The organism is Actinopolyspora lacussalsi, from assembly GCA_030803735.1.
GTDB lineage: Bacteria > Actinomycetota > Actinomycetes > Mycobacteriales > Pseudonocardiaceae > Actinopolyspora > Actinopolyspora lacussalsi.
In genome coordinates this window covers 3230163-3252513 of the sequence record JAURUC010000001.1, presented here as the reverse complement: position 1 = coordinate 3252513, position 22351 = coordinate 3230163, and the positions used below count along the sequence as shown (strand labels likewise).

Below are 22351 nucleotides of genomic sequence, written 5' to 3'. Positions count from 1 at the left end.
GGAGAAGGAGGCCGGCGACCATGGGCGGAGATCGTCACGACGAGGCGACGACCGGCAAGGTCCGAGTGGCGATCGTCGGTGTGGGCAACTGCGCCGCGTCGCTGGTACAGGGTGTGCAGTACTACGGCCGGATGGATCCGAGCGGCAGGGTCCCCGGCCTGATGCATGTGGACTTCGGTGGTTACCACGTCGGTGATCTGGAGTTCGTCGCGGCGTTCGACGTCGACGCGAAGAAGGTCGGCCGCGACCTGTCCGAGGCCGTGGTGGCGAGCCAGAACAACACGATGAAGATCGCCGATGTCCCGCCGCTGGGCGTGTCGGTGCAGCGCGGTCACACGATGGACGGGCTGGGGCAGTTCTACTCCGAGACCATCGAGGAGTCCGAGGAACAGCCGGTCGACATGGTCGAGGCGCTGCGCGAGTCCGGTGCCGACGTGCTGGTTTCCTACCTGCCGGTGGGTTCGGAGGAAGCGGACAAGTTCTACGCGCGCGCCGCGCTGCGGGCCGGTGTGGCTTTCGTCAACGCGCTGCCGGTGTTCATCGCCTCCGACCCCGAGTGGGCACGCGAGTTCACCGAGGCGGGCGTGCCGATCGTCGGTGACGACATCAAGTCCCAGGTGGGCGCGACGATCACCCACCGGGTGCTCACCAAGCTCTTCGAGGACCGCGGCGTGCACCTGGACCGCACGATGCAGCTCAACGTCGGCGGGAACATGGACTTCCTCAACATGAAGGAGCTCGGCAGGCTGGAGTCCAAGAAGACCTCCAAGACCAACTCGGTCACTTCGCAGGTGACGCGTGACATGGGGGACCGCAACGTGCACATCGGTCCTTCGGACTACGTCCCCTGGCTGGACGACCGGAAGTGGGCCTACATCCGGTTGGAGGGACGCGCCTTCGGCGACGCACCGGTGAACCTGGAGTACAAGCTGGAGGTCTGGGACTCGCCGAACTCCGCGGGCATCATCATCGATGCCATTCGCGCCGCCAAGATCGCAGCGGACCGCGGGATCGGTGGGCCGGTGCTGTCGGCCTCCTCCTACTTCATGAAGTCACCGCCGGAGCAGTACTCCGATTCGGACGCCTACCAGGCGGTGGAGTCGTTCATCGCCGGGGAGAGCTGATCCCGTAGCTCGTCGGCGGTTCCGGCGGCCCGGGCGCGGCGATTTCTCGCGAAATCGCCGCGCGGTGTCCGTCTCAGGAACTGCCCAGGTTCCCGATGATCATTTTCGCGATTCGGTTGCCGAGCTTCTTCGTGGCGGCGTCGTCACCGAGCACCGTGGACTGCACGTCCACGCGCGAGGTGTCGGTGACCGCTATTCCGATCAGGCAGTTGCCGTACTCGCACTGAATCTTGGCTTCGTGCCCGGTGATGGTGGTCTTCTCGGCCTCACCGGTCATGCCGCTGAACGCTTTCAGCCCCTCCTCCTCGTGGATCGCGAGCAGCGCACTCGTGCCCGGCCCGTTGCCCCGCGGAGGATTGAACTCGCAACTGCGGGTCTCGCCGTTCTTCTTGTTGGCGGTGGTGCGGGGCAGCCCCAGTTCGTCGCGTTGTGCCGTGGTCAACAGCTCGCACGGGTCGATACTCGCCAACGTCGGTGCGGGTGGCTTCCCCCCGCTGCCGGAGCCGCTGTCGCCCGAGCTCCCGTTGCCCGCCGAGCCGGAGGCGTCGTCGCCCGCTCCGCCGCCGGAATCCGCGTTGCCACCGTTCCCGGCGTCGTCACCGGACGATGCCGTTTCCGATTCACCGGATTCTGATCCGCTGGGTGCGGCGGACTCGTCGCCGGGCTCCGATGCCGAGGGGTGCGAAGCGGTGGCCGAAGGCGGAACGGAACCGTCGGTCGAATCGTTCGCGCTTCCCTCGCCACCGCAACCGGCCGCGGTCAGCAGTGCGAGTGCCGCCAGCGGTGCGATGATCTTCCTGACGGCATGTGCCGTCGAGCTGTGCTGCGTCATGATCCCGCGAGCTTATAACCGCCGCCGTCCACCCCGGAACCGTCCATTGTGCGTAACGGAACGGGCGCGGGCAGTCGTCACGGCTACCGGGGGAAACCGGTTCGGTTGTCGAATCGACCGTCCTTGACCAGTGATTTATCGGCGTAAGCTCCGGCCTGCGGGTCGGAGTAAGTCGATCAGGGGTGTTTGTGGTCGGGTACGTTATGAGGGGCGTCGCTGGTTTTCCACATACTGCTGGATGATGCTTAACGGCGCTCCGCCGCAGGAGGCTGCGAAGTACGACGGCGACCACAGGTGTCCTCGATAGGTACGCATCCGGAAGTGTTGCTTCAGTCGCCGCGAGGCCACGCCTTTCAGGCTGTTCACCAGCTTTGAGACCGCCATTTGCGGCGGGTACTCCACGAGTAGGTGCACGTGGTCGTCCTCACCGTTGCACTCGCTCAGGGTCGCCCCGAAGTCGGCGCAGACTTTCGCGAATACGTCTCGCAGAAAATCGTGGTGCTTGCCAGTGAGTACGTTCCGTCGGTATTTCGTTACGAAGACCAAGTGAACGTGCATCCCGAAAACGCAGTGTCGACCAGTGCGGTAATCCTCAGTGTTGGCCATAGACCAACATGGTGACGTGATCCCCGAAGGGAGGTGATCAGTCGTGCAGTTGCGGTACCGCTACCGGCTCTACCCGGACGAAGCTCAGCGACGGGTACTGGCGCAGGCGTTCGGCAACGCCCGTGTTGTCTACAACGACGCGGTACGCGCCCGTCGAGACGCCTACAAGTCCGGTGAGAAGTTTCCGGTCGGGGCCGTGCTGCAAAAGCGATTGATCACCGACGCTAAGCACACCGACGAGCGCGGATGGTTGGGCAAGTGCTCGAACATTGTGCTCCAGCAAGCCATCCGCGACTGCGACACCGCCTACAAGAACTTTGTCGACTCGTTGAAGGGCAAACGCGTCGGTAGGCGGGTGGGCGCCCCTCGATTTAAGTCCAAGCGGGACCGGCGTCAGTCGATCCGGCTGCACACCGGCGGGTTCTCGATCCGAAACAACGGCAAGCTCCGACTCGCCCGCATTGGCGACGTGAAAGTCGCCTGGTCCCGGAACCTGCCTAGTGATCCCAGTTCGGTCACCGTCATCAAGACCGCCGATGATCGCTACTTCGCCAGCTTCGTGGTCGAGGTCGGCGACGAGACCATGCCGCCTGTCGTGGATGAGCACGGCCAGGAACACGACCTCGCCCTCGACCTCGGGCTGTCCGCCTTCGCCGTCGACCAGCACGGCAACACCATCGACAACCCCCGGTTTCTACGCAGGGCCGAACGGAAACTCAAACGGGCACAGCGGGAGCTGTCCCGCACACAGCGCGGCAGCAACAACCGTGCCAAAGCCAGGCATCGTCTGGCCCGTCAGCACGCCAAAGTCGCCGACACCCGGACAGACTGGCTGCACCAGGCAACCACCAGCATTGTTCGTGAGAACCAAACGATCGTGCTGGAAGACCTCGCAGTCTCGGGCCTGGCCCGCACCCGGCTGGCCAAGAGCGTGCACGACGCGAGCTGGGGCACCTTCCGGCGGCTCCTGTCGGAAAAGGCCGCGCGGTACGGACGCGAGCTGGTCATCATCGACCGGTGGCTACCCACCTCGCGAACCTGTAGCTCGTGCGGACGCATCGACGGCCCGAAGTCGCTCGACGTGCGCACCTGGGAATGCCCGTGCGGCACGACACACGACCGCGACCACAACGCCGCCAAGAACAACCTCGCCGCAGGGCGTGCGGAGAGGCAAAACGCCTGTGGACCCGACATAAGACCCCACACCGGGGCAGACGGGGACGAAACAGGAAGCAGCGGAACCCCGCGAGGGGATGCCGCTCCACGCGCGGCGTGAGCCGCGCCGGAATCCCCGCCGCTCACGGCGGGGAGCACGCCAAGGTCGTCAGTTCCAGCGGTGTGCCCTCGCGGTCCAGGACCCGCTGTCGGGCCAGCCTGAGTTCGGTTCTGCGCACCGCCTCGTCCTCGGGGAGCTCCGGGGCCTGCAACAGCCCCGGGACGGTCATCGCCTCGTAGGAACGGATGCTGTGCGCCGTTCAGGAAACGTGTAAAAGTGTTCCTGAGCTGTCGCCTTGCGGCGCAGCGTTGGCCCCGGCCCGTTGGGGCGGGGTCTTCCCGTGGCGGTACCCGTTGCCAGCGGGGCTGGTCTTACGTGGGTTTCCAGCGGGCGTGTTTTCCGTCCCGACGCAACTCGCCGTGGACGCGAGACCCGCTAGGTTGCGGGCCGCGTTGAGATCACGATCAGCGGTGTATCCGCAGTGATCGCAGGTGAATGTCCGCTCGGACAGGCGCAGTTTGGTTTTCACCGCACCACAGTCGTTGCAGGTCTTCGAGCTGGGATACCACCGGTCGGCCACCACCAGGTCGCGACCGTTCCACGTGGTTTTGTAGTCGAGCTGGCGACGCAGCTCAGCCATGCCGACATCGGAGACGACGCGGGCAAGCTTGTGGTTACGCACCATCCCGGCCACGTTGAGGTCTTCCACCACCACGGCGTCGAACTCATCGACCAAGCGCGCCGAGAGTTTGTGCAGACCATCCCGGCGTGCGTTCGCGATGGCGATGTTCAGCTTCGCGATGCGTGCTTGGGTCTTGCGCCACCGGTTCGACGGCTGCTTCCGGGGGCGCTTGTCTGGGCTGTTTCGGCGGGAGGCTTGGCGCTGCAACCGGCGTAGTTCGCGCTGCGCTACTTCGAGGTGCTTGGGGTTGGCAATGGTTTCGCCGGTGGAGAGCACGGCGAGGGACTTGATTCCGAGATCCACGCCGACCGCACCGCCCTTGCCCGCAGGCTTGGGTTCGGTCTTGGTGATCTCCACGGAGAACGACACGTGCCACCGGCCCCGATGAAAGCTCACACTGGCCGAGCGGATGTGGGCGGTGCCGCGCTCGACGTGCCGGGCGAGTGTGCGGGTGGACTCGTAGGTGCGCACCGTGCCGATACGGGGCAGCTTCACATGACGGCGATCGCGGGCGGCCAGGCCGAACGAACCGGTCGTGAACCGGCACGACAAGCGGTGACGTTTGGACTTGAACCGGGGGAACCTCATCTTGCCCTCGGCGCGCTTGCCCTTCCGTGACTTGTTCCAGTTGTCCAGCGCGGTCGCGAGGTTCGCCAGCCCGGAGGCGTACGCCTCTTTCGAGTTCTCGCCCCACCAGGGGGCAACGTCGTGCTTGGCGGTGTTCCAGGCTTTGCGCAGGGAATAGGCCGACCACGGCATGGAGGGGGTGAGCTGATCCTCGGGCAAGTCGTAGCTGCGTTCGGCGCTGCGCTGCTCCATCACGGCCTTGACCTGCGCTAAGCCCCAGTTGTAGGCGAACCGGGCCGCGCCGCAGTGCGATGACAACATGGCCCGCTGATCAGGCGTGGGTTCGAGCGCGAACTGGTATGCCTGCAACACCGTGGCCATGCTTGTCACCTCCTCGTGGCGTTTTGCTTGACCACAAGCTAACATACTCAAGTATGTCTAACTTGGATGGGCTGATCTCCGCCCCACAAGCAGCTGAACTACTGGGCATCAGCGTGAAGACGCTGTACCGCAACTCCTACACCTACGACGACTTCCCCCAGCCGACCAGGGTCGGCCGCACCGTCCTGTACGACCCGGACAAGCTCCGCGCGTGGCGTTACGACCACCCACCACGCGGACACGCTGACACGCGTTGACACGTTTTTCCGCGAAACCGACAGCAGTTGAGAACCTCCCCTGTTCGAGTCCCAGGTAGATGTCGAACCCCCTGGGAACCTCGGCCAGCCGAGCCAGGTCGGAGTCCTGCGGCACGTCCTTGAGCATGGTGATGACATCCCGGAACTCCTCGATGCGCTCGGTGGCTCCGTAGTGGGGCAGCAGCACTTCGACATCGGCGGGCCGGGGAAGGTTGCGCATCGACTCGAAGTGATTGATGCGCACCCTGGAGCAGCCGAGCTTCACCGCGGCCTCCTGCTGCGTGACGTCGGCGGCCTTGCGCATGCGCTGCAGTTCGAGAGCGATCATTCGGCGGTAGACCGCGGGGCTGAGCAGTCGTGTCATGGGCTCACTCTGGCCGAGCCGTCACCGCGACCGAACGCGGGTGAGACGCTTCGGTCGCCGACGGTGATCCGGGTGGGGAGGCGAGTGGTGCGACCGCCGTTTCACCCGGTGCGGTTCCCGGTTCCACCTGGGCGGAACCGGAGCTGAGCTACTTGATCACTCGGCAGAGGGAAGTTTCGGGATGTGCCCCCACGGAAGAGTGAGCAACAGCTGTGAAGATTGCCAGTTACCGTAACTCAGTTACTGTTACTGCCGTGTGGCAATTGGATTCCTCGTTCTGGGACGTGCTGGCGGCGGCCGTGGTCGTGCTGGTCATGTTGAGCTGGCCGCTGGTCTGTGTGCTGCTCGGGAGGATCAGGCTCGCCCGGCGCGCGGTGTCGACCGCGCGGCCGTCCGTCGGGTGCTCGGAGACGGAGCCAGGATGACTCCCGGGACGGGGCCTCGTGTCCCGCTCCGCCCCCGGCGCGGTTTCCCGGCACGTCGCTACCCGATTTCGGCCACCCGGAGCGAGAGCCGACGGGAGGTTCCGCCGAGCGAGTAGCACGACAACCCGACCGGAAGACTTCGATCAGTCCGCCAGCCGCACCGTTACCTTCACGTCGTCCCGCTCCGCGCGCAGCGCTCGTTGCCACTCCGCCAGCGGCACCCTGCGCGAGATCAGCCCGTTCAGCCACCCCCGGTCCGCCGCGTCCAGCGCGTGCACCGCACCGCGGTAGTGCCGCAGGTTCGCGCTCACGGTCCCCAGCACCGTGTCGTTGTCCAGCACGAGTTCGTCGTTGATCGCTCCGGCCGGGATCCGCGTCGTGTGGTCACCTCCGGACAGCCCCAGCAGCACGGTGATCGCGTTCCGGGCGGTCCTGCGCAGTACGTCGAACACCACGTCCCCCGAGCCGGTGGCCTCGAACACCAGCTCCGGTTCGAAGTCCAGCTCGTCCAGCGAAGTGTGGTACCCGGCCCCCAGCTCACGCACCAGATCCGGTTTCGCACCCCGCTCGACCCGGTCCATCACGTGTACGTCCAGTTCACGCTGCTTGCCGAGCAACGCCGCCAGCAGCCCCACCGGTCCGGCACCGGTGACCAGCACCCGGCGTGGTGCGAAGTAGGAGCGCTTGGCGACGAACTCGGCCTGCTCCCACGCCTTCTCCACGATCGAGGTCGGTTCGGTCAACACCCCCAGCTCGCCCAGTCGGTGGGGCACCGGTACGGCGAACCTGGGCTCGACGGTCCAGCGTTGCGAACCGAATCCGTCGAGTCCCCTGATCCCGCACTCGGTGTACTCGTTGTTGCGGCAGAAGTCCCACTGCCCGGCGGCGCACGCCGGGCACGGCCGGGGATCGGGTCTGCGGACCACTCCCACGACGTGATCGCCCTCCCGGAAGCCGCTGATCGCGGGTGCGTGACTCACCCTGCCCAGCGACTCGTGGAACAGCACCATTCGCTCCCTACCCGCGGGAGAAGTGCCGTGCTCGGACTCCACGACGTCCTCGTCGGTCGAACACACCCCCGCCAGTAGCCCCTCGACCAGCAGCTCCCCCGGTTTCGGTGAAGGATCGGGCAGCTCGTCGACGGCCGAGGAGCCCGGTTTTCCCGGAATCACGGTCGCCGCTCTCAACGTCGGCTCCCTCCGTCGCGTCGACTGGACTCCTCGCGAGTGTGCCCGCCGTAGAGCATCGCCGCCGAGTTGACCAGGGCGAGATGGCTGAACGCCTGCGGGAAGTTGCCGGTGAACCGGTCCGCGTGGGGGTCGTACTCCTCGGCGAACAGGCCCACATCGTTGCGCAGCCCCAGCAGTTCGTCGAACATCCGCTCGGCCTCCTCGCGCCTGTCGCACAGTGCGAGCGCGTCGACCAGCCAGAACGAGCAGGCCAGGAACGAGCCCTCACGCCCCGTCAGGCCGTCCACGGAGTTCGTGCCCGGCTCGGTGCTGTAGCGGTCCACCAGCACGCCGTGCCGCAGTTCCCGCTCCACCGCGCGCACGGTGCCGCGGACCCGCTCGTCGTCGCCCGGCAGGAATCCCAACGCCGGGATGAGCAGCGTCGCGGCGTCCAGCGTGTCGCCGCCGTAGTACTGGGTGAACGCGCCGAACTCGGTGTTGAATCCCTCGCGCAGCACTTCCTCGTGCACCGAGTCCCGGATCTCGCGCCAGCGTTCCACCGGTCCGGGGAGGTCGTCCTCCTCCACGGCCCGGACCGCGCGGTCGAACGCCACCCACACCATCACCCTGGAGTGGGTGAAGTGCCGGTCCGGCCCGCGTACCTCCCAGAGTCCCTTGTCCGGCAGCTGCCAGATGGTCTCCAGGTGTTTGAGCATCCCCCGCTGCAGCGCCCACGAGTCCGGAGTCTCCGTGACGCCCCGCTCGCGAGCGAGGTGCAGCGCGTCCATCACCTCGCCGAACACGTCCAGCTGCAACTGGTCGTAGGCGGCGTTGCCGATCCGCACCGGCGAGACGTCCTGATAACCGGGCAGCCACTCCGGCTCCCACTCCAGCAGGTGCCGTTCCCCACCGACGCCGTACATGATCTGCAGATCCGCCGGATCCCCGGCAACGGCCCGTAACAGCCACCGTCGCCACGACGCCGCCTCCGCCGAGCACCCGAAGTTGTCCAGCGCCAGCAGTACCAGCGTGGCGTCCCGTAGCCAGCAGTAGCGGTAGTCCCAGTTGCGGTTCCCGTCCAGCGCCTCCGGCAGCGAGGTCGTCGGAGCCGCGATGATGCCGCCGGTCGGGGCGTAGGTCAGCGCCTTCAGGGTGGCCAGCGAACGGTACACCGGTTCGCGGTGCGGTCCGGTGTAGTTGATCCGGCGCGACCAGTCCCGCCAGAAGTCCTCGCTGTCCCGCACCTCCTGCACCGGATCCATCGGGGCGGGCAGATCGTCCGGATCCGAGGACCACTGCAGTACCCAGGAGTAGCGTTGCCCACCGCTCACGGTGATCTTGATCTCGTGCGCGCGCTCGTCGTCCTTGCGGGCGGGAAGCACGTCGCCGCGCAGCACCACGGTGTGCGGCCCGGCGAGCGCGAACAGGTACTCGTCCGGTACCGGTTCCCGCTCGCGGATGGTGCGGACCCACGGCATCGAGTGGCCGTAGGCGAACCGCACCACCCAGCGAATTCCGATCTCCACCTCGCCGGAGATCCCCTCGACGGTCCGCACCACGCACGGCTCGTCGTTGTGGTTCTTCTCGTGCGGGGGCATGCTGTCGATCAGTCGCACCACGCCGGTGTCGGTGTGGAAGTCCGTTTCCAGCACCAGCGAGTTGTCCCGGTAGCGCCGCTCCACCCGCCGCACGGTGCCGGTCGGTGCGATCCGCCAGTGACCGTGGTGGTCGTCGCCCAACAGCCGGGTGAAGCAGGACGGGGAGTCGAACCTGGGCAGGCAGAGCCAGTCGATCGAGCCGTCCCTGCCCACCAGGGCGGCGGTACGCAGGTCGGACAGCAGCGCGTAGTGCTCGATCGGTCCGGGACCGCCGCGTCGTTGATCCTCACTCACGGTTTCGAGGCTAACCGCGTCGGTCACGACTCCCCGGTTGTGGCGCGGGACACGTGCTCATCCCGGCCGGGTGCCGATGTGGTCGTCTCGCCCGATCGTGGCGAGGCTCCCTGTGCAGGTGATCCTCTGGGCAGACACCCCCCGGGAAGACGGGCCGCCGAGGCGGATCGGCTCAATCCGAGGCGGGCGACTGAGTCAGCATGTCGTGGGGAATCACCGCGCGCACCGGGTCGTCCAGGTTCAGCCCCAGATCCAGTCCGTCGAGCAGCTCGGGCAACCGCGCACCCGCGACGGTGCGGTAGCTCGGCCAGTCCTCCGGAACCCGGTTCACGGAGGTGCAGGCGGGCACGAGCCTGCTCCCGTCGTCCAGCTCCGCCTCGTAGAGCGCGTCCTCGTCGTCCTCCTCGGCGTAGAGCAGCAGCTCCCCCGCCAGTACGGCGGCCGGTAACTCGGACTCCGAGGCGTGGCCGGTGGCGATCAGCTGCAGCACCCGTTCCAGCTCGTTGCTGGGTTCGAACGTGCTGGTGCCCGGTTCGTACTCGTCGTTGGGGTGGAACCGCTCGTCGATCTCGCCGGACTCGTCGATCCGGAACGCGCCGACCACACCTTCGGGCGGAACGTTCTCACCGGAGGCCTCGTAGGCCGGGTCCACGATGTAGAGCCAGCTGTTGGGGGTCTGTTTCGCCTGTTCCCGCATCTCCTCGGTGATCTGTGGCGCGTAGGGGGGTAGCGATTCGTCGGCTGCCATTTCGGTTCACGGCCCTTTCGGATGCGGTGGTCGGTTCGAACGGATCCCGCACGGCAGTATGCGCCCCGGTCGTCGGGCCCGGGGGTCTCGGTCCGGTCCGACGCGTGGTTTCGATATGACAACGGCTCTGTGCCGCACGGATGATCGGGATGCTTCGTGCGGGGGTAGGCGTGCAGACTAAACAGTCGATGCTCGTGTCGGGGCGAGCAGGTGGGTGGGAGGTGGTTGCTCTTGATCGGACAACGAGAGGCGTTGCGGTTGACCGGTTGTGAGGCGTTCGATCCCCGCGGTAGCCGGATCGGCGTCGTCGGCCGGATGTTCGTGGATGATGGCACCGAGCAGCCCGCTTGGATAACGGTGCAGACCGGGTTGTTCGGCACCAATGAGAGTTTCGTTCCGCTGGCCGGTGCCGCGTTCGACGGTGACACGCTCACCGTGGCCGTCGATCGGGAAACGGTTCGGCGAGCGCCGCGCGTCGCACTCGAGGACGGCGATCTGGAACCGGAGCAGGAAACGAAGCTGTACGCGCACTACGGGATGCGCTACGGAGTGAACACGCCGGAACCGGTGCTGCCCTTCGAGGAGACGCCACGACGCTCCACCGCGATGGAGGGTCGCCAGGTGCGGGCCGTCCGCACCCGGTTGCGGCGTTGGGCGGCGGCCCCCCAGTAGGAGGTCGCCAGTAGGAGTTCGCCCGCCCGTGCGTCACGCGGGTGGTGCCGTCGCGGAATCTTCCGCCGGCTCTCGCTTCGGGCGGCCCGGCACGAGTGGCGAGTCACGCCACGTCGGGTGAGCCCCGGCGAGAGCGCGGGAGACCCGCCGCGCCCGACCGAAGTGATTCGATTTCCCGCGAGAGTCGGAGAATCGCGTTAAGATGTTTTTCGGTCCGGTTACGGAGAGCACTTGTCCTGGCCCACGCTTGTCTCCCCGGGATGGGTGAAAAATCCGTCCTGTCCGATTTCTCCGTAATGATTCGATCTTCGTGTTCGCACTTCGGAATGCTTGAGTCCGTCGTTCGTTCTAAGCCCTACGGCTGGTTGGGCTCCCCCTAAAGTGGGTTCCGCGACATGTTCGGCTCGGATACTTTGCCGCGCAGGAGAGGACAACGGTCCGCTCCTGGCCGGGCACCCACTGAGAGGGGTAATCGTGCCGAGTATCCAAGCCGGAATGCCGCGACCCGCGGATCCGACACCCCGGAACCCGACCGTGAACAGCACCGCGGCCGGACACGACGCGCACACCAGAGCGCGGAAAACCGTGGAATCCGTGAGCCGCTCGACCGTGGGAGCGGCCGGCGTACTACGGGTCGTACACGGTGCCGAGCGGATCGGCAGCACCGCACACCGCCTGCAGCGTGGTGCGAACAGTCTCGTGCGTGGCGTGGTCAAACCGCCCTACGCCGCCACCGAACCGCTGGACACCCTGGAGTGCCACAAACTCGCCGAGGGCGTCGAGTACCGAGTGCTCTACGACCGTGCCGCGTTGGCCCGTCCACCGCAGCTCGACACGACCACCCGCATGATGCACCGGGGCGAGCAGGCGCGGGTGGTGCAATTCGCCCCCACGAAACTGCTGATCGTCGACGACGAGTTCGGGCTGCTGCCGCTGACAGGTGGGCCCGACGAGCTGGAGAGCGCGGTGCTGCTGCGCGATTCGGCGATGCTCACCGCCCTGATCCGCGTCTTCGACGACCTGTGGCGACCGGCGGCTCCGCTGCGGGAGTCCGTGGCGTCCGCCGAACCGGACGTCCCCACCGACGAGGAGCGCTGGATCCTGTCGCTGCTGGCCTCGGGAGCCACCGACGACGCCATCGGAAGGCTGATGGGATTCAGTTCCCGCACGGCCCATCGCAGGGTGCGCGAGCTCGTCACCAGGCTGGGAGTGGAGACCCGGTTCCAGGCCGGAGTTCGGGCGGTGAAGCTGGGCTGGCTCTGATCCGGGCCGTTTCGTGTCCGAGGCGTCGAGGGGCGCTCGGTCGGCGGCCGGTGTCGTGCCGCTCCCGGCGGGCTCGTAGGCTGCCGGACATGCCGGCCCGACGAGACGTCGATCCCGCTGAGCTGCGTACCGCCGTGGCCGCCACGCTGCCGTGGCTGGACGACCGAGCGCCGCGCCCCGGGCGAAGCGAACTGGCCCGGGCGGTGCGGCTGAGCCTGCGCACCCTCGAACAGCTGGCCCCCGGGCACACGGTGGAGGTCCGGGTGCCTCCTTTCTCGGCAGTGCAGTGCGTCTCCGGTCCGCGGCACACCAGGGGGACACCGCCCAACGTCGTCGAGACCGATCCGCACACCTGGCTGTCCCTCGCCACGGGAAAACTCGGCTGGGACCGAGCGATCCGTCAGGAGTTGATCGTCGCCTCCGGATCCCGAGCCGATCTCTCGTGGTGGCTCCCGTTGCTGCGCATCGCCGATCCCGAGGGGCGGGCTCCGGAGAAGTGACCGGCCCCACCCTCGGGAGGTGGATACGGCGGGATGACACACGGTTTACACTGAGGTGTAACTCCGACTCCGTCCTTCAGGGAGTTTTCGGTGGTCACCGACCTGCCATATCCGGGCAGTGCCGAGGCGGTCGAGCAGGACACCCCACGCGAGGAATGTGGTGTCTTCGGCGTTTGGGCGCCCGGCGAGGAAGTCGCCAAGCTCGCCTTCTACGGACTGTTCGCACTACAGCACCGGGGCCAGGAAGCCGCGGGCATATCCGTCGGCGACGGCTCGCAGATGCTCGTCTACAAGGACCTCGGGCTGGTCAGCCAGGTCTTCGACGAGCAGGTTCTGGCCTCCCTGCGGGGACACGTGGCCGTGGGACACGCCAGGTACTCCACCACCGGTGGCAGCACCTGGGAGAACGCCCAGCCCACCTTCCGGACCACGGTCACCGGCCGCGGTCTCGCGCTGGGGCACAACGGCAACCTCGTCAACACCGCGGAGCTGTTCGACCGCGCCGTGGAGCAGGGTGCCGACACGGCCGTGGGCAACGCCTCGTCCGCCTCCAGCGCCTGCCAACGCGCCACCTCCGATTCCGACCTGGTGTGCGGGCTGCTGGCGGTCAACGCCGCCGACAAGGGTGTGGAACAGGCCGCGATGGAACTGCTGCCGACGGTTCGCGGCGCGTTCAGCATGGTCTTCTCCGACGAGTCGACGCTCTACGCCGCCAGGGACGCGCACGGTGTCCGCCCGCTGGTGCTCGGCCGCCTGGAGCGCGGCTGGGTGGTGGCCAGCGAGACGGCCGCGCTGGACATCATCGGCGCTTCCTTCGTGCGCGAGGTCGAGCCGGGCGAACTGCTGGCCATCGACTCCGAGGGGTTGCGTTCCCAGCGCTTCGCCAATCCCGAGCCCAAGGGGTGCGTGTTCGAGTACGTCTACCTGGCGCGGCCGGACACCACGATCGCGGGGCGCTCGGTGCACAGCACCAGGGTGGAGATCGGGCGCAGGCTGGCTCGGGAGCACCCCGTCGAGGCCGACCTGGTGATGCCGGTACCGGAGTCCGGAACCCCGGCGGCCATCGGGTACGCCCAGGAAGCCGACATCGCCTACGGCAACGGCCTGGTCAAGAACGCCTACGTGGGCCGTACTTTCATCGAACCGTCCCAGACCATCCGTCAGCTCGGCATCCGACTCAAGCTCAACCCGCTGCGAGAGGTGATCCGGGGCAAGCGGCTGGTCGTGGTCGACGACTCCATCGTGCGCGGCAACACCCAGCGTGCCCTGGTGAAGATGCTGCGCGAGGCCGGAGCGCTCGAGGTCCACGTCAGGATCGCCTCGCCGCCCGTGCGCTGGCCCTGCTTCTACGGGATCGACTTCGCCTCCCGGGCCGAGCTCGTCGCCAACGGACTCGACCTCGACGGGGTCCGGCAGTCGATCGCTGCCGACTCGCTGGGCTACGTCTCGCTGGACGGGTTGGTGGCCGCTTCCGAGCAGCCCCGCAACCGGTTGTGCGCGGCCTGTTTCGACGGGAACTACCCGATCCCGATCCCCGAGGAGGACCGGATCGGCAAACACCTGCTGGAGAACCCCGAGCCCAAGGGTGGGGAGACCGCGGGTTCGTCCGACCCGGTGTTACCGAGCGGCTACGGAGCCGAGGACGCCGTGAGCAGACCGTGACGCTTCGGCGTAGGGAGAGGGCCGTCGGGTGGGACGAAGGTCCGGCGCCGGAGCTCTTCTCTCTTCGAAACCTCCTCGCAACTTTCGCGGCGCCGTGCTCGTTACCTCGGTCGCCCATGTTCACGCGTAGCGTGGGCGTGCGGCACACGGCTACGCACATCGCATCCGAAACGCGCACCAGATCTGGAGCAAGACGTGTCCGAAGACCTGCTGGCAGGGTCGAATTCCGGTCCCTCCGATCCGGAGGGCCCCGCAGCCACCTATGCCGATGCCGGGGTCAGTATCGAAGCGGGCGATGAGGCCGTCGAGCGGATGCGTCCCCTGGCGGCCCGTGCCACGCGCCCCGAGGTGCTCGGCTCCATCGGTGGCTTCGCCGGCTTGTTCCAGCTCAAACTCGACCGTTGGACCGAACCGGTGCTCGCCTCCTCGACCGACGGGGTGGGCACGAAGCTCGCGATCGCGCAGGCCATGGACATCCACGACACCGTGGGTGTCGACCTGGTGGCGATGGTGGTCGACGATCTGGTGGTCTGCGGCGCCGAGCCCATGTTCCTGCAGGACTACATCGCCACCGAGTCGGTCGATCCGGACCGGATAAGCAGTCTGGTCAAAGGGGTCTCCGACGGCTGCGTCCAGGCGGGATGCGCGCTGCTCGGCGGTGAGACCGCCGAGCACCCCGGCATGATGGCCCCCGGTGAGTACGACATCTCGGCCACCGGCGTCGGCGTGGTCGAGGCCGACGACATGCTGGGGCCGGACCGGGTTCGCCCCGGGGACGTGCTGATCGGGATGCGTTCGTCCGGGCTGCACTCCAACGGGTTCTCGCTGGTTCGCCGCGTACTGCTCGAACAGGCCAGGATGCCGCTCAACGGGCACGTCGAGGAGTTCGGGCGCACGCTCGGTGAGGAGCTGCTGGAACCGACGCGCATCTATGCCAAGGAGTGCCTGTCGCTGGCGGCCGAAGCCGAGGTGCGTGCCTTCGCGCACATCACCGGTGGCGGGCTCGCCGCCAACCTCGAACGCGTGTTGCCTAGCGGGCTCAGCGCCGTGATCGACCGGGGGACCTGGACGCCGGATCCGGTTTTCGGGTTGATCGGGCAGCGCGGCAGGTTGGACAACGCCGAGATGGAGCGCACCTTCAACATGGGGGTGGGCATGGTGGCCGTGGTGGCCGCCGAGGACGTGGACCGTGCGCTGGCCGTCTCCACCGCCAGGCATCTGCCCGCCTGGGTGCTGGGTGAGGTGGCCAAGGACTCCACGGGCTCCGAGACCGGGGAGCGGGTCGTGCTGCGGGGGAACCACCCCAGGTTCTGAACTCGGCGTACGCATCCGCCGGCTCCCTGCGGCTGGACCCCTGCGGCTGGTTCCCCGTAGTCGGCTCTTCGTAGTCGACTCCCCGCCGCGAGTACCGGTGGGAGCGTCCGGTGGCGACTCCGCACGCGTGGAATATACCCCTCTGGGGTACTCGTTGGGTGGAATGAGTCGCGATCAAGGAGGAGCCGATGTCGACACCAGGAGCTTCCTGGGCCATGGCCGCTTCGGCGACGCTGCACTGTCTGACCGGCTGCGCCATCGGCGAGGTACTCGGGATGGTGATCGGAACCGCGCTGGGGCTGCACAACGCCGCGACCGTCGCTCTCGCCGTCGTGCTGGCGTTCGTGTTCGGCTACAGCCTCACCATGCGCGGTGTGCTGCGTGCCGGGGTGGGGTTCAAGCGCGCGCTGCGGTTGGCCCTCGCCGCCGACACCCTCTCGATCGCGGTGATGGAGCTGGTGGACAACCTGGTGATGGTGGGCATCCCCGGGGCGATGCACGCCGGGCTGGCCGGCTGGTTCTTCTGGGCGGCGCTGGCGTTCGCGCTGGCGATGGCTTTCCTGCTGGCGTTGCCGGTGAACAAGTGGATGATCGGTCGTGGTCTGGGGCACGCCGTGGTGCACGGCGCGCACGCGCACTGAGCCGTTCGTGCCCGGGCCCGACGCAGGCTTCCTCCGGAGAATTTCGTCCGGACAATACGGAACCCACCGAGCCGCATCACCGAAAACGGTGACACAACTCGGTGGGATCTCCGAACAATCGGTCGCGTAACCGGCGCATCAGTCCCGGTCGGTCGTGATGCCGGCCGTTGACTCGCCCGCCGACAGGAACCCGAAACCCGTTCGACGAATGAACCCGTCACTCGTCGACGTGGCCGCGTTCAGCTTCGGTGGTCGTCGTCCCTGTCATCGTCGTAGTAATCTTCCTCTTCGTACCACTCAGGGGTGTAGTCAGAGGAAAGTTCACGCTCCAACGCCCCGAGGTCAACACTGGGGGAATTGTACTTCAGCTCGCGGGCCACTTTCGTCTGCTTGGCCTTGGCACGGCCGCGCCCCATGGCTCGACCCCCTCGCGCAGGGTTTGCGGGGCGGCCAGGGGAACGGCGGCCCCGCATGAATCTCGACAACCTTTTCCTGTAACTACCGTACCGTGCCGATGCGGTTCTTCGCGACGTGGTAGGCCAACCCGCTCCACCTGCGGCGGGTGATGTGGGCCGCAGCGGTTCCCGGCGGTTGTCACACGGGACGGGCAATGCCGATCCCGTTCCAGCGGCATGGCAACATACACGCTGTGCCGGAGCCGTTCGTCGCCTACATGAGGGTGTACGAGCCCCTGTCGTCATTCGAGTCGCCCCGACGTGAACAGCTCTCCGAAGCGCTGGATCAGGGTGCTGTGGATCCGGTCGGAGTGGGATCTCGGGAACAGAACAGGTGGCTGCGTACCCAACTGTCCATCCGTCCGCGCCTGCTTCCGGGTGAAGCGGTCGACGGTACCGCCCAGGGGCCGGACGAGGTGCTGGCCCTCGACGTCGAGGAGGTTCCCACGGGGGAGTCCTCCGCCGTGGGGCCGGGACCGCTCGTCTGCCCGCTGGACCTGCGCGGTCGCGCCGCCGCCGCGCTGGTCGGTTTCATCGGCGCGGCGGACCCGCCGCTGCGAACAGCCGCCCTGAACGTTCCCGAGGACACCGCCAAGTCCAAGGCCTCCGCCGTGGTGCAGGAGCTCTCCGACAGCGCGGTCCACGTGATCTCCTCGACCTGGACCATCCCGCTGCCGTGGTTCGCCGTGGTGGATCCGGAGCAGCGCACCGTGCTCCACGACGAGCACGGGCGGATCAAGCGGCTCTACTGGCTGACCTCGATGGCGGACGCCCGCAGGCGGGTCTCCCGGGCGCACACCGTCACGAGGAACACCCTCGGTGACGAGGGGCCACCGAAGATCCTGCGGGAGACCGGGCGCTGGCTGGAACGGTTCCACCCCCACGCGGCCGTCGAACTGGACTACGGCGGTCTGGTGCAGATGATGTCCGACGCGGATCTGGAAGCGGACTCCTCCGCCGAGGACGTGCACGCGATCGTCGACGCCATGGAGCTCGGTCACACCACCGAAGTGGGGGAGCGCTACGAGGCGTTGCGCGAGTTCTGGGCCGAGCTGGCCGCGCACGAACGCTACAACTGATCGCGGCAACTGATCGGAGCCTTCCCACCGGCTCGACGTGGGCGCTCGACCGACGGGCCGGGCGGCCTCCGCCACTTCGGTGACCGCCCGGACCCCGCACGTCCGGGCCCCGCTCGTCAGGACAGGACAACGCCGGTCGGAATCAGTCGAACAGTCCCTTGAGCGCGCGGACGGTGCCCATCCGGCGACCTCCGCCCAGCACGCCGCTCTCCGCCAGTTCCGCCAGGTTCTCGTCGTCGACCCCCACCGCGCGCAGCGCGGCCACCGCCACCGGCAGCCTGGCCCGCGCCGAGCCGTCCGCGATCTTCAGGGCGATCGCGTGCCCGTCGGGCAGTGCCAGCGCCAGCACGCCCTCGACCCCCGACTTGCTCAACAGGCCCGGGACCGCGCGCATCAGCAGCGTGTCCTCGCGCTCGGTCCCCGCCACGAACCACGGGTTCGCCCGCATGGCGTCGGCCACCCGCCGTTCGGGCGTATCGGTGGCCGCGGTGACCATGTTCCGGAACGTACGGGCGAGCCCGGTCAGCGAGAGCGCGAACAGCGGAGCCCCGCAGCCGTCCACCGAGACCGAGTCGATCGGTTCGCCCGCCAGGTCGGACACGGCCTCGTGCAGGTCGATCTGCAGCGGATGCTTGGGATCCAGGTAGTCCTCGGTGGCCCAACCCCGCTGCGTGCAGGTGGCCAGCATCGCGGCGTGCTTGCCCGAGCAGTTCATGGTGATGCGCTGCTTGCCGAATCCCTCGGAGGCACGCCGGTCCCGCTCGTCCTCCCGCAGCGGCCAGTCGGTGGGGCAGCTCAGCGCGTCCTCGGTCAGGTCGTGGCGGTGCAGCACCTCCCTGGTGCGCAGCACGTGTTCCGGCTCCCCGTTGTGGGACGCCGCCGCCATGGCGAGATCGACCTCCTCGTCCAGCCGCAGCCCGGCCCGCAGCATTCCCACCGCCTGCGCCGGTTTGTTCGCCGAACGCGGGTACATCGGGCGGTTGACCTCACCCGCGAAGTGCGACACCCGCCCGTCCGGCGCCAGTACCACCACGGATCCGTGGTGCAGCCCTTCCCGGATCTCGCCACGAACCAGCTCCACCAGCGGAGTCAGCTCGACCTGCTCGTTCAATGCCCGTCCCTTTCCGCGGCCAGTAATTCGTCCACCGAGGCGACGCCCTCGCGATACCGTCGGGCGATCTCGTCGTTGAGTGCGTCGACCACCGCCTGCACCTGCTTGCGCCTGGTGGAGACGGACTCCTCCTCCGACTCGAAGGCCCGCAGCGCGGCGTCGAGCTTCGCGGCCGACAGCGACATCACGTCGGACAGGTCCACATCCGAGACCAGTGCCTCCACGTGCCTGCGGTGCGCCTCGACCCGCGAGGGTTCCACAGTCTGGTACCGCCCCGAACCGGTGGCCGGTCCGACGGCGTTGTCCGAGAGGATGCCGACCAGTTCCTCCACCACCGTGGCGGAACCGTTCTCGGCGCGTCTGCGCTGTTCCGCCCGCACGATGTCGATCCGCGCGTGCAGCATCCGGCGCAGATAGGACAGGTCGGTCTCCTCCTGTGCGGCTTCGTCCCGCAACGAGCGGACTTCATCGAGATCACGTTGTTCCAGACCGCCCGCGAACTCCGGGTCCAGAACCCGGTCGATGCGTCGGCGGCCCCCGGGGCGCACTTCGATCACGGCTAAATCCTCTGCATCCAGGCGCTGACTTCGCCGGAGCCGGCACTTCGGCGCTCGATTACCCACATCCTAGGGGAGGCGATCCACCACTTGGGGTGTTCGGAGGTGTACCGCCCGGTTGAATCACCCGGACAGGCCGAACACTCCACGAACGTGGGATACCGACAGCGGCAATCGCTGCGCTATCTTCGCCACGCCAGCCGCACGTGCCACCAGTTGTGCGTTGTCCCGCACCGGTTCTCCCGGCGAGTACTCCAGTGTGTCCGCCATTCCCACCCGGACGTGCCCGTTCGTCGCCAACGTGGCCAGCAGCATCGGCACTGCCGTGTCGTCCAGACCGGTGACCGTGTAGCTCGCCCCCGCCGGCAGCCGTGCCACGGCCCTGCTCAACGTCTCCGGGTCACCGTGCATACCGGAGTCGGCGGCCGAACCGAAGACCAGAACCGCGTGCACCGGCCCGGTTTCCGCCGCGCAACGCACTCGCAGCGTATCCAGCTGTTCCAGCTCCCGTACCTCGTGGTGCACCGCGATCCCCCGTGCCCGCGCTCCTTCCCGCAGTGCGGCGACGAAGTCCTCCGGTGCGTCCACCGGACAGGTCAGCACTTCGGCGCCGGAGTCCAGCAGGGTGGTCAGGGTTTCCGACCGGGCGTAGGCGGCCACCCGCACCACCAGGTCCGTCCGGTTGTGGACAGCGGCCACCACGTCCGGAACCGAGGTGTCGTGTCGTGGCTCCAGGTCGATGACGGAAGCACCCACCCGTGCACAGGAAGCCGCCGCCGCGGCGACCTCCTCGCTGCCCACCGGCAGTGCGGGGACATCGGCTTTCGCGTGGGCTCCCGTCACCGCGACCGTGATGATCGTTCCCGGTCGCGCCCGCGAGCTGGCTGGATCGGTTGACGGCGCTGTCATGCTTCGATCTTGGCACAACCGCACCTCGCGGTGCCCCCGGTGGCGAGCACCGTTCCCGGATTTCACCGACGCGGCTCGACGGCTCTCGCACGGTGGTCGTACGGCGGCCTCATCCGAACGGCGTCGACAGGCGACCCGTCGTTCGGAATGACCGTGGCGCACGATCCGCCGATCCGCCGATCCGACGGCTGCGGGGACGCGTCACTCGATCAGTGCCCGCGGACCCGCTGCGCGGCGATCCTGCCCGGCGGCTCCCCGGTGTCCGGGGGCACCGACTCCGGGTCCACCGCCGCGGCCACCTGGCGTTCCTGCTCGGCATCGCCGGCCAGCAGCTCCTCGTCCACGGGGGCCGAGCGCTTCAACAGCGCCAGCGCCACCGGACCGAGCTCGTGGTGCAGCACCACGCTGCCCACCCGCCCCACGGTGCGCTCGCCGTGCAGCACCGGATCACCGGTCTCGGGACGTATCTCCACCGAACCGTCCAGGTGCAGCAGCAGCATCCTGCGCGGCGGCTTGCCCACGTTGTGCACCTTGGCCACGGTCTCCTGGCCGCGGTAGCAGCCCTTGGCCACGTGAGCCGCGGTGTGGATCCAGCCCAACTCGTGCGGGATGGCGCGGTCGTCGGTGTCCAGTCCCACTCGGGGGCGCAGCGCCTCCACGCGCAGCGCCTCGTAGGTCATGCTGCCCGTTCTGCGCGCGCCGTTCCCGGTCAACCGCATCCACCAGTCGACCATCGAATCCCGAGGCACCAGCAGGTCCACGGTGAAGATCTGCCGGAACGGCACGTGCCGCACCAGGCCACCGCCGGGCAGTCCGCTCACCCCGTAGGGTTCGGCGGGCACCGTCACGCCGGACTCCTCGAGCACCTCGCCGGCCCGTGGCCCGATCACGGTGAACACGGCGAACTCCTCGGTGGCCTCGCGCGGCTGGACGTCGGACCAGAAGCGCATCGCCTCCAGGTACTCCGGCAGCGACTGGGTGCCGTCGGTGCCCATGGTGGGCAGTGCGCTGGTCGCCCTGGAGCCTGCCTCGCAGTCCAGGTAGACCACCTCGTCGTGGTGGGCCACCATCATGTGGCTGTCCACCCGGCCCTGGTTGTCCAGCACCAGCGCCTCGGTGCCCCGGTCCTCCGCCAGTTCGGTGAGGTGCTGGGACAGCACCAGGTGCAGCCAGCTCAGACGCTCCCCGCCCGGCACCGCGATCACCTGCCGGTGCGAACGATCCACGATCGCGGCGCCACGCGCGGCCGCGCGCTGCTCCCCGAACGGGTCGCCGAAGTGCCACGGCACCCCGAAATCGGGGGAGTCCTCGGGTGCGGGCACCGCACCGGGAAGTTCGAGCAGCGGTGAGTTCATCCTTCTCCCATCGGGGGATCCCCGGCGGTTCGGTCGCGGGGCCGTCCGGTCGGGTGCTGTTCGGTGTTCACGTGGCGACTCAGTCGCTCTCGACAGGGTCGCTCTCGACAGGGTCAGCTCCGTGCGGAGCTTCGATATTCCCGTCCTGGTCCGCCTCCTCGGCCAGGCAGGTGGCGCAGGTCCCGGACAGCGCGAGATGGGTGGCGTCCAGCGCGAAGCCGCGTTCGCTGCGCAGCAGCCCACCGAGCTCTTCGAACCACTCGCAGGGGACCTCGTCGATCCCGCCGCAGCTGTGGCAGACCAGGTGCACGTGTTCGTGCTCCTCCACGGAGTATGTGGGAGCCCCGTGTCCCAGGTGGGTGTGCCGCACCAGCCCGAGCTGCTCCAGCAGGTCGAGGGCACGGTAGACGGTGGTGATGTTGACCGTCGGCGTCGTGCGCTGGACGTGTCGGCACACCTGCTCCGGGGTCGCGTGGGCCAGTTCCCGCACGGCGTCCAGCACCAGCTGGCGTTGCGGGGTCATGCGCCTGCCCCGCCGGTGCAGCGTGCTGCGCAGCGCGGGTTTCGTGG

The 22351-nt window shown here is 67.9% G+C and carries 24 protein-coding genes; 10 read left to right on the top strand and 14 right to left on the bottom strand.

Annotated features, from left to right (window positions below; translation table 11 throughout):
* The first annotated feature begins 20 nt into the window (after nt 1-20).
* The gene (locus J2S53_RS14560; protein ID WP_092928733.1) at nt 21-1124 is read left to right on the top strand and encodes an inositol-3-phosphate synthase; all 1104 of its coding nucleotides are present in this window, start codon (nt 21-23) and stop codon (nt 1122-1124) included.
* A 73-nt stretch (nt 1125-1197) separates the two neighbouring features.
* On the opposite strand, the gene J2S53_RS14555 is transcribed toward J2S53_RS14560, so the two are convergent.
* On the bottom strand, nt 1198-1956 hold the full coding sequence (locus J2S53_RS14555) for a hypothetical protein (RefSeq protein WP_456241418.1): 759 nt from the start codon (nt 1954-1956) through the stop codon (nt 1198-1200).
* Nucleotides 1957-2157: 201 nt separating this feature from the next.
* Complete coding sequence (tnpA, locus tag J2S53_RS14550) at nt 2158-2562, bottom strand: IS200/IS605 family transposase (protein WP_456241417.1); 405 nt, start codon at nt 2560-2562, stop codon at nt 2158-2160.
* A gap of 43 nt (nt 2563-2605) precedes the next feature.
* On the opposite strand from tnpA, the gene J2S53_RS14545 reads away from it, so the two are divergent.
* The gene (locus J2S53_RS14545; protein WP_456241416.1) at nt 2606-3838 is read left to right on the top strand and encodes an RNA-guided endonuclease InsQ/TnpB family protein; all 1233 of its coding nucleotides are present in this window, start codon (nt 2606-2608) and stop codon (nt 3836-3838) included.
* 22 nt (nt 3839-3860) lie between these two features.
* On the opposite strand, the gene J2S53_RS14540 is transcribed toward J2S53_RS14545, so the two are convergent.
* From J2S53_RS14540 to J2S53_RS14530, 3 genes are all read right to left on the bottom strand, one after another.
* On the bottom strand, nt 3861-4007 hold the full coding sequence (locus tag J2S53_RS14540; protein ID WP_456241415.1) for a hypothetical protein: 147 nt from the start codon (nt 4005-4007) through the stop codon (nt 3861-3863).
* 30 nt (nt 4008-4037) lie between these two features.
* Nucleotides 4038-5408 carry an IS607 family element RNA-guided endonuclease TnpB gene (tnpB, locus tag J2S53_RS14535; protein ID WP_456241414.1) on the bottom strand — a complete coding sequence of 457 codons (1371 nt, stop codon included), beginning with the start codon at nt 5406-5408 and terminating at the stop codon, nt 4038-4040.
* Nucleotides 5409-5516: 108 nt separating this feature from the next.
* Nucleotides 5517-6029 (bottom strand): helix-turn-helix domain-containing protein, encoded by a 513-nt coding sequence (locus J2S53_RS14530; protein WP_456241413.1) that lies wholly within the window; start codon nt 6027-6029, stop codon nt 5517-5519.
* A 254-nt stretch (nt 6030-6283) separates the two neighbouring features.
* Between J2S53_RS14530 and J2S53_RS14525 the strand changes: the two genes are divergently transcribed.
* Nucleotides 6284-6454, top strand: coding sequence for a hypothetical protein (locus J2S53_RS14525; RefSeq protein WP_175530044.1), 171 nt, complete (start codon nt 6284-6286; stop codon nt 6452-6454).
* 143 nt (nt 6455-6597) lie between these two features.
* On the opposite strand, the gene J2S53_RS14520 is transcribed toward J2S53_RS14525, so the two are convergent.
* The 3 genes from J2S53_RS14520 to J2S53_RS14510 form a co-directional block, all read right to left on the bottom strand.
* Nucleotides 6598-7641, bottom strand: a complete 1044-nt coding sequence (locus J2S53_RS14520; RefSeq protein WP_456241412.1) for a glucose 1-dehydrogenase — start codon at nt 7639-7641, stop codon at nt 6598-6600.
* Nucleotides 7638-9515, bottom strand: a complete 1878-nt coding sequence (locus J2S53_RS14515; protein ID WP_456241411.1) for a glycoside hydrolase family 15 protein — start codon at nt 9513-9515, stop codon at nt 7638-7640. Before J2S53_RS14515 ends, J2S53_RS14520 begins: the two co-directional genes overlap by 4 nt.
* A 172-nt stretch (nt 9516-9687) precedes the next feature.
* On the bottom strand, nt 9688-10263 hold the full coding sequence (locus J2S53_RS14510; RefSeq protein WP_456241410.1) for a type VII secretion system-associated protein: 576 nt from the start codon (nt 10261-10263) through the stop codon (nt 9688-9690).
* Between the two features lie 231 nt (nt 10264-10494).
* Between J2S53_RS14510 and J2S53_RS14505 the strand changes: the two genes are divergently transcribed.
* From J2S53_RS14505 to J2S53_RS14480, 6 genes are all read left to right on the top strand, one after another.
* Nucleotides 10495-10935 carry a PRC-barrel domain-containing protein gene (locus J2S53_RS14505; RefSeq protein WP_456241409.1) on the top strand — a complete coding sequence of 147 codons (441 nt, stop codon included), beginning with the start codon at nt 10495-10497 and terminating at the stop codon, nt 10933-10935.
* Between the two features lie 594 nt (nt 10936-11529).
* Nucleotides 11530-12198: a DNA-binding response regulator gene (locus tag J2S53_RS14500; RefSeq protein ID WP_456241408.1), complete on the top strand. Its 669-nt coding sequence runs from the start codon at nt 11530-11532 to the stop codon at nt 12196-12198.
* Between the two features lie 89 nt (nt 12199-12287).
* Nucleotides 12288-12698 (top strand): sterol carrier family protein, encoded by a 411-nt coding sequence (locus tag J2S53_RS14495; protein WP_456241407.1) that lies wholly within the window; start codon nt 12288-12290, stop codon nt 12696-12698.
* Nucleotides 12699-12788: 90 nt separating this feature from the next.
* Nucleotides 12789-14360 carry an amidophosphoribosyltransferase gene (purF, locus tag J2S53_RS14490; RefSeq protein ID WP_456241406.1) on the top strand — a complete coding sequence of 524 codons (1572 nt, stop codon included), beginning with the start codon at nt 12789-12791 and terminating at the stop codon, nt 14358-14360.
* Nucleotides 14361-14555: 195 nt separating this feature from the next.
* Complete coding sequence (purM, locus tag J2S53_RS14485; protein WP_456241405.1) at nt 14556-15674, top strand: phosphoribosylformylglycinamidine cyclo-ligase; 1119 nt, start codon at nt 14556-14558, stop codon at nt 15672-15674.
* Nucleotides 15675-15862: 188 nt separating this feature from the next.
* Nucleotides 15863-16315, top strand: coding sequence for a DUF4396 domain-containing protein (locus J2S53_RS14480; RefSeq protein ID WP_456241404.1), 453 nt, complete (start codon nt 15863-15865; stop codon nt 16313-16315).
* A gap of 239 nt (nt 16316-16554) precedes the next feature.
* On the opposite strand, the gene J2S53_RS14475 is transcribed toward J2S53_RS14480, so the two are convergent.
* Nucleotides 16555-16731 carry a DUF3073 domain-containing protein gene (locus tag J2S53_RS14475; RefSeq protein WP_092977090.1) on the bottom strand — a complete coding sequence of 59 codons (177 nt, stop codon included), beginning with the start codon at nt 16729-16731 and terminating at the stop codon, nt 16555-16557.
* Nucleotides 16732-16964: 233 nt separating this feature from the next.
* On the opposite strand from J2S53_RS14475, the gene J2S53_RS14470 reads away from it, so the two are divergent.
* Complete coding sequence (locus J2S53_RS14470; RefSeq protein WP_456241403.1) at nt 16965-17849, top strand: hypothetical protein; 885 nt, start codon at nt 16965-16967, stop codon at nt 17847-17849.
* A 142-nt stretch (nt 17850-17991) separates the two neighbouring features.
* Here the strand turns inward: J2S53_RS14470 and J2S53_RS14465 are convergent, their stop codons facing one another.
* From J2S53_RS14465 to J2S53_RS14445, 5 genes are all read right to left on the bottom strand, one after another.
* Nucleotides 17992-18960 carry an asparaginase gene (locus J2S53_RS14465; protein WP_207227461.1) on the bottom strand — a complete coding sequence of 323 codons (969 nt, stop codon included), beginning with the start codon at nt 18958-18960 and terminating at the stop codon, nt 17992-17994.
* Entirely contained in the window at nt 18957-19517 is a 561-nt protein-coding gene (locus tag J2S53_RS14460) for an RsiG family protein (protein ID WP_092977084.1), read from the bottom strand. Before J2S53_RS14460 ends, J2S53_RS14465 begins: the two co-directional genes overlap by 4 nt.
* Nucleotides 19518-19640: 123 nt before the next feature.
* Nucleotides 19641-20426: a 3-keto-5-aminohexanoate cleavage protein gene (locus tag J2S53_RS14455; protein WP_456241402.1), complete on the bottom strand. Its 786-nt coding sequence runs from the start codon at nt 20424-20426 to the stop codon at nt 19641-19643.
* A 209-nt stretch (nt 20427-20635) separates the two neighbouring features.
* Nucleotides 20636-21781 carry a CAF17-like 4Fe-4S cluster assembly/insertion protein YgfZ gene (gene ygfZ / locus J2S53_RS14450; protein WP_456241401.1) on the bottom strand — a complete coding sequence of 382 codons (1146 nt, stop codon included), beginning with the start codon at nt 21779-21781 and terminating at the stop codon, nt 20636-20638.
* Between the two features lie 79 nt (nt 21782-21860).
* Nucleotides 21861-22304, bottom strand: coding sequence for a Fur family transcriptional regulator (locus J2S53_RS14445; protein ID WP_456242797.1), 444 nt, complete (start codon nt 22302-22304; stop codon nt 21861-21863).
* Nucleotides 22305-22351: the final 47 nt, after the last annotated feature.

Bases quoted from the DNA above. Each gene is read 5' to 3' on its own strand.
- J2S53_RS14560 (WP_092928733.1), top strand. From the start codon at position 21: ATGGGCGGAGATCGTCACGACGAGGCGACGACCGGCAAGGTCCGAGTG.
- J2S53_RS14555 (WP_456241418.1), bottom strand. From the start codon at position 1,956: ATGACGCAGCACAGCTCGACGGCACATGCCGTCAGGAAGATCATCGCA.
- tnpA (WP_456241417.1), bottom strand. From the start codon at position 2,562: ATGGCCAACACTGAGGATTACCGCACTGGTCGACACTGCGTTTTCGGG.
- J2S53_RS14540 (WP_456241415.1), bottom strand. From the start codon at position 4,007: ATGACCGTCCCGGGGCTGTTGCAGGCCCCGGAGCTCCCCGAGGACGAG.
- tnpB (WP_456241414.1), bottom strand. From the start codon at position 5,408: ATGGCCACGGTGTTGCAGGCATACCAGTTCGCGCTCGAACCCACGCCT.
- J2S53_RS14530 (WP_456241413.1), bottom strand. From the start codon at position 6,029: ATGACACGACTGCTCAGCCCCGCGGTCTACCGCCGAATGATCGCTCTC.
- J2S53_RS14510 (WP_456241410.1), bottom strand. From the start codon at position 10,263: ATGGCAGCCGACGAATCGCTACCCCCCTACGCGCCACAGATCACCGAG.
- J2S53_RS14495 (WP_456241407.1), top strand. From the start codon at position 12,288: ATGCCGGCCCGACGAGACGTCGATCCCGCTGAGCTGCGTACCGCCGTG.
- J2S53_RS14480 (WP_456241404.1), top strand. From the start codon at position 15,863: ATGTCGACACCAGGAGCTTCCTGGGCCATGGCCGCTTCGGCGACGCTG.
- J2S53_RS14475 (WP_092977090.1), bottom strand. From the start codon at position 16,731: ATGGGGCGCGGCCGTGCCAAGGCCAAGCAGACGAAAGTGGCCCGCGAG.
- J2S53_RS14455 (WP_456241402.1), bottom strand. From the start codon at position 20,426: ATGACAGCGCCGTCAACCGATCCAGCCAGCTCGCGGGCGCGACCGGGA.
- ygfZ (WP_456241401.1), bottom strand. From the start codon at position 21,781: ATGAACTCACCGCTGCTCGAACTTCCCGGTGCGGTGCCCGCACCCGAG.
- J2S53_RS14445 (WP_456242797.1), bottom strand. From the start codon at position 22,304: ATGACCCCGCAACGCCAGCTGGTGCTGGACGCCGTGCGGGAACTGGCC.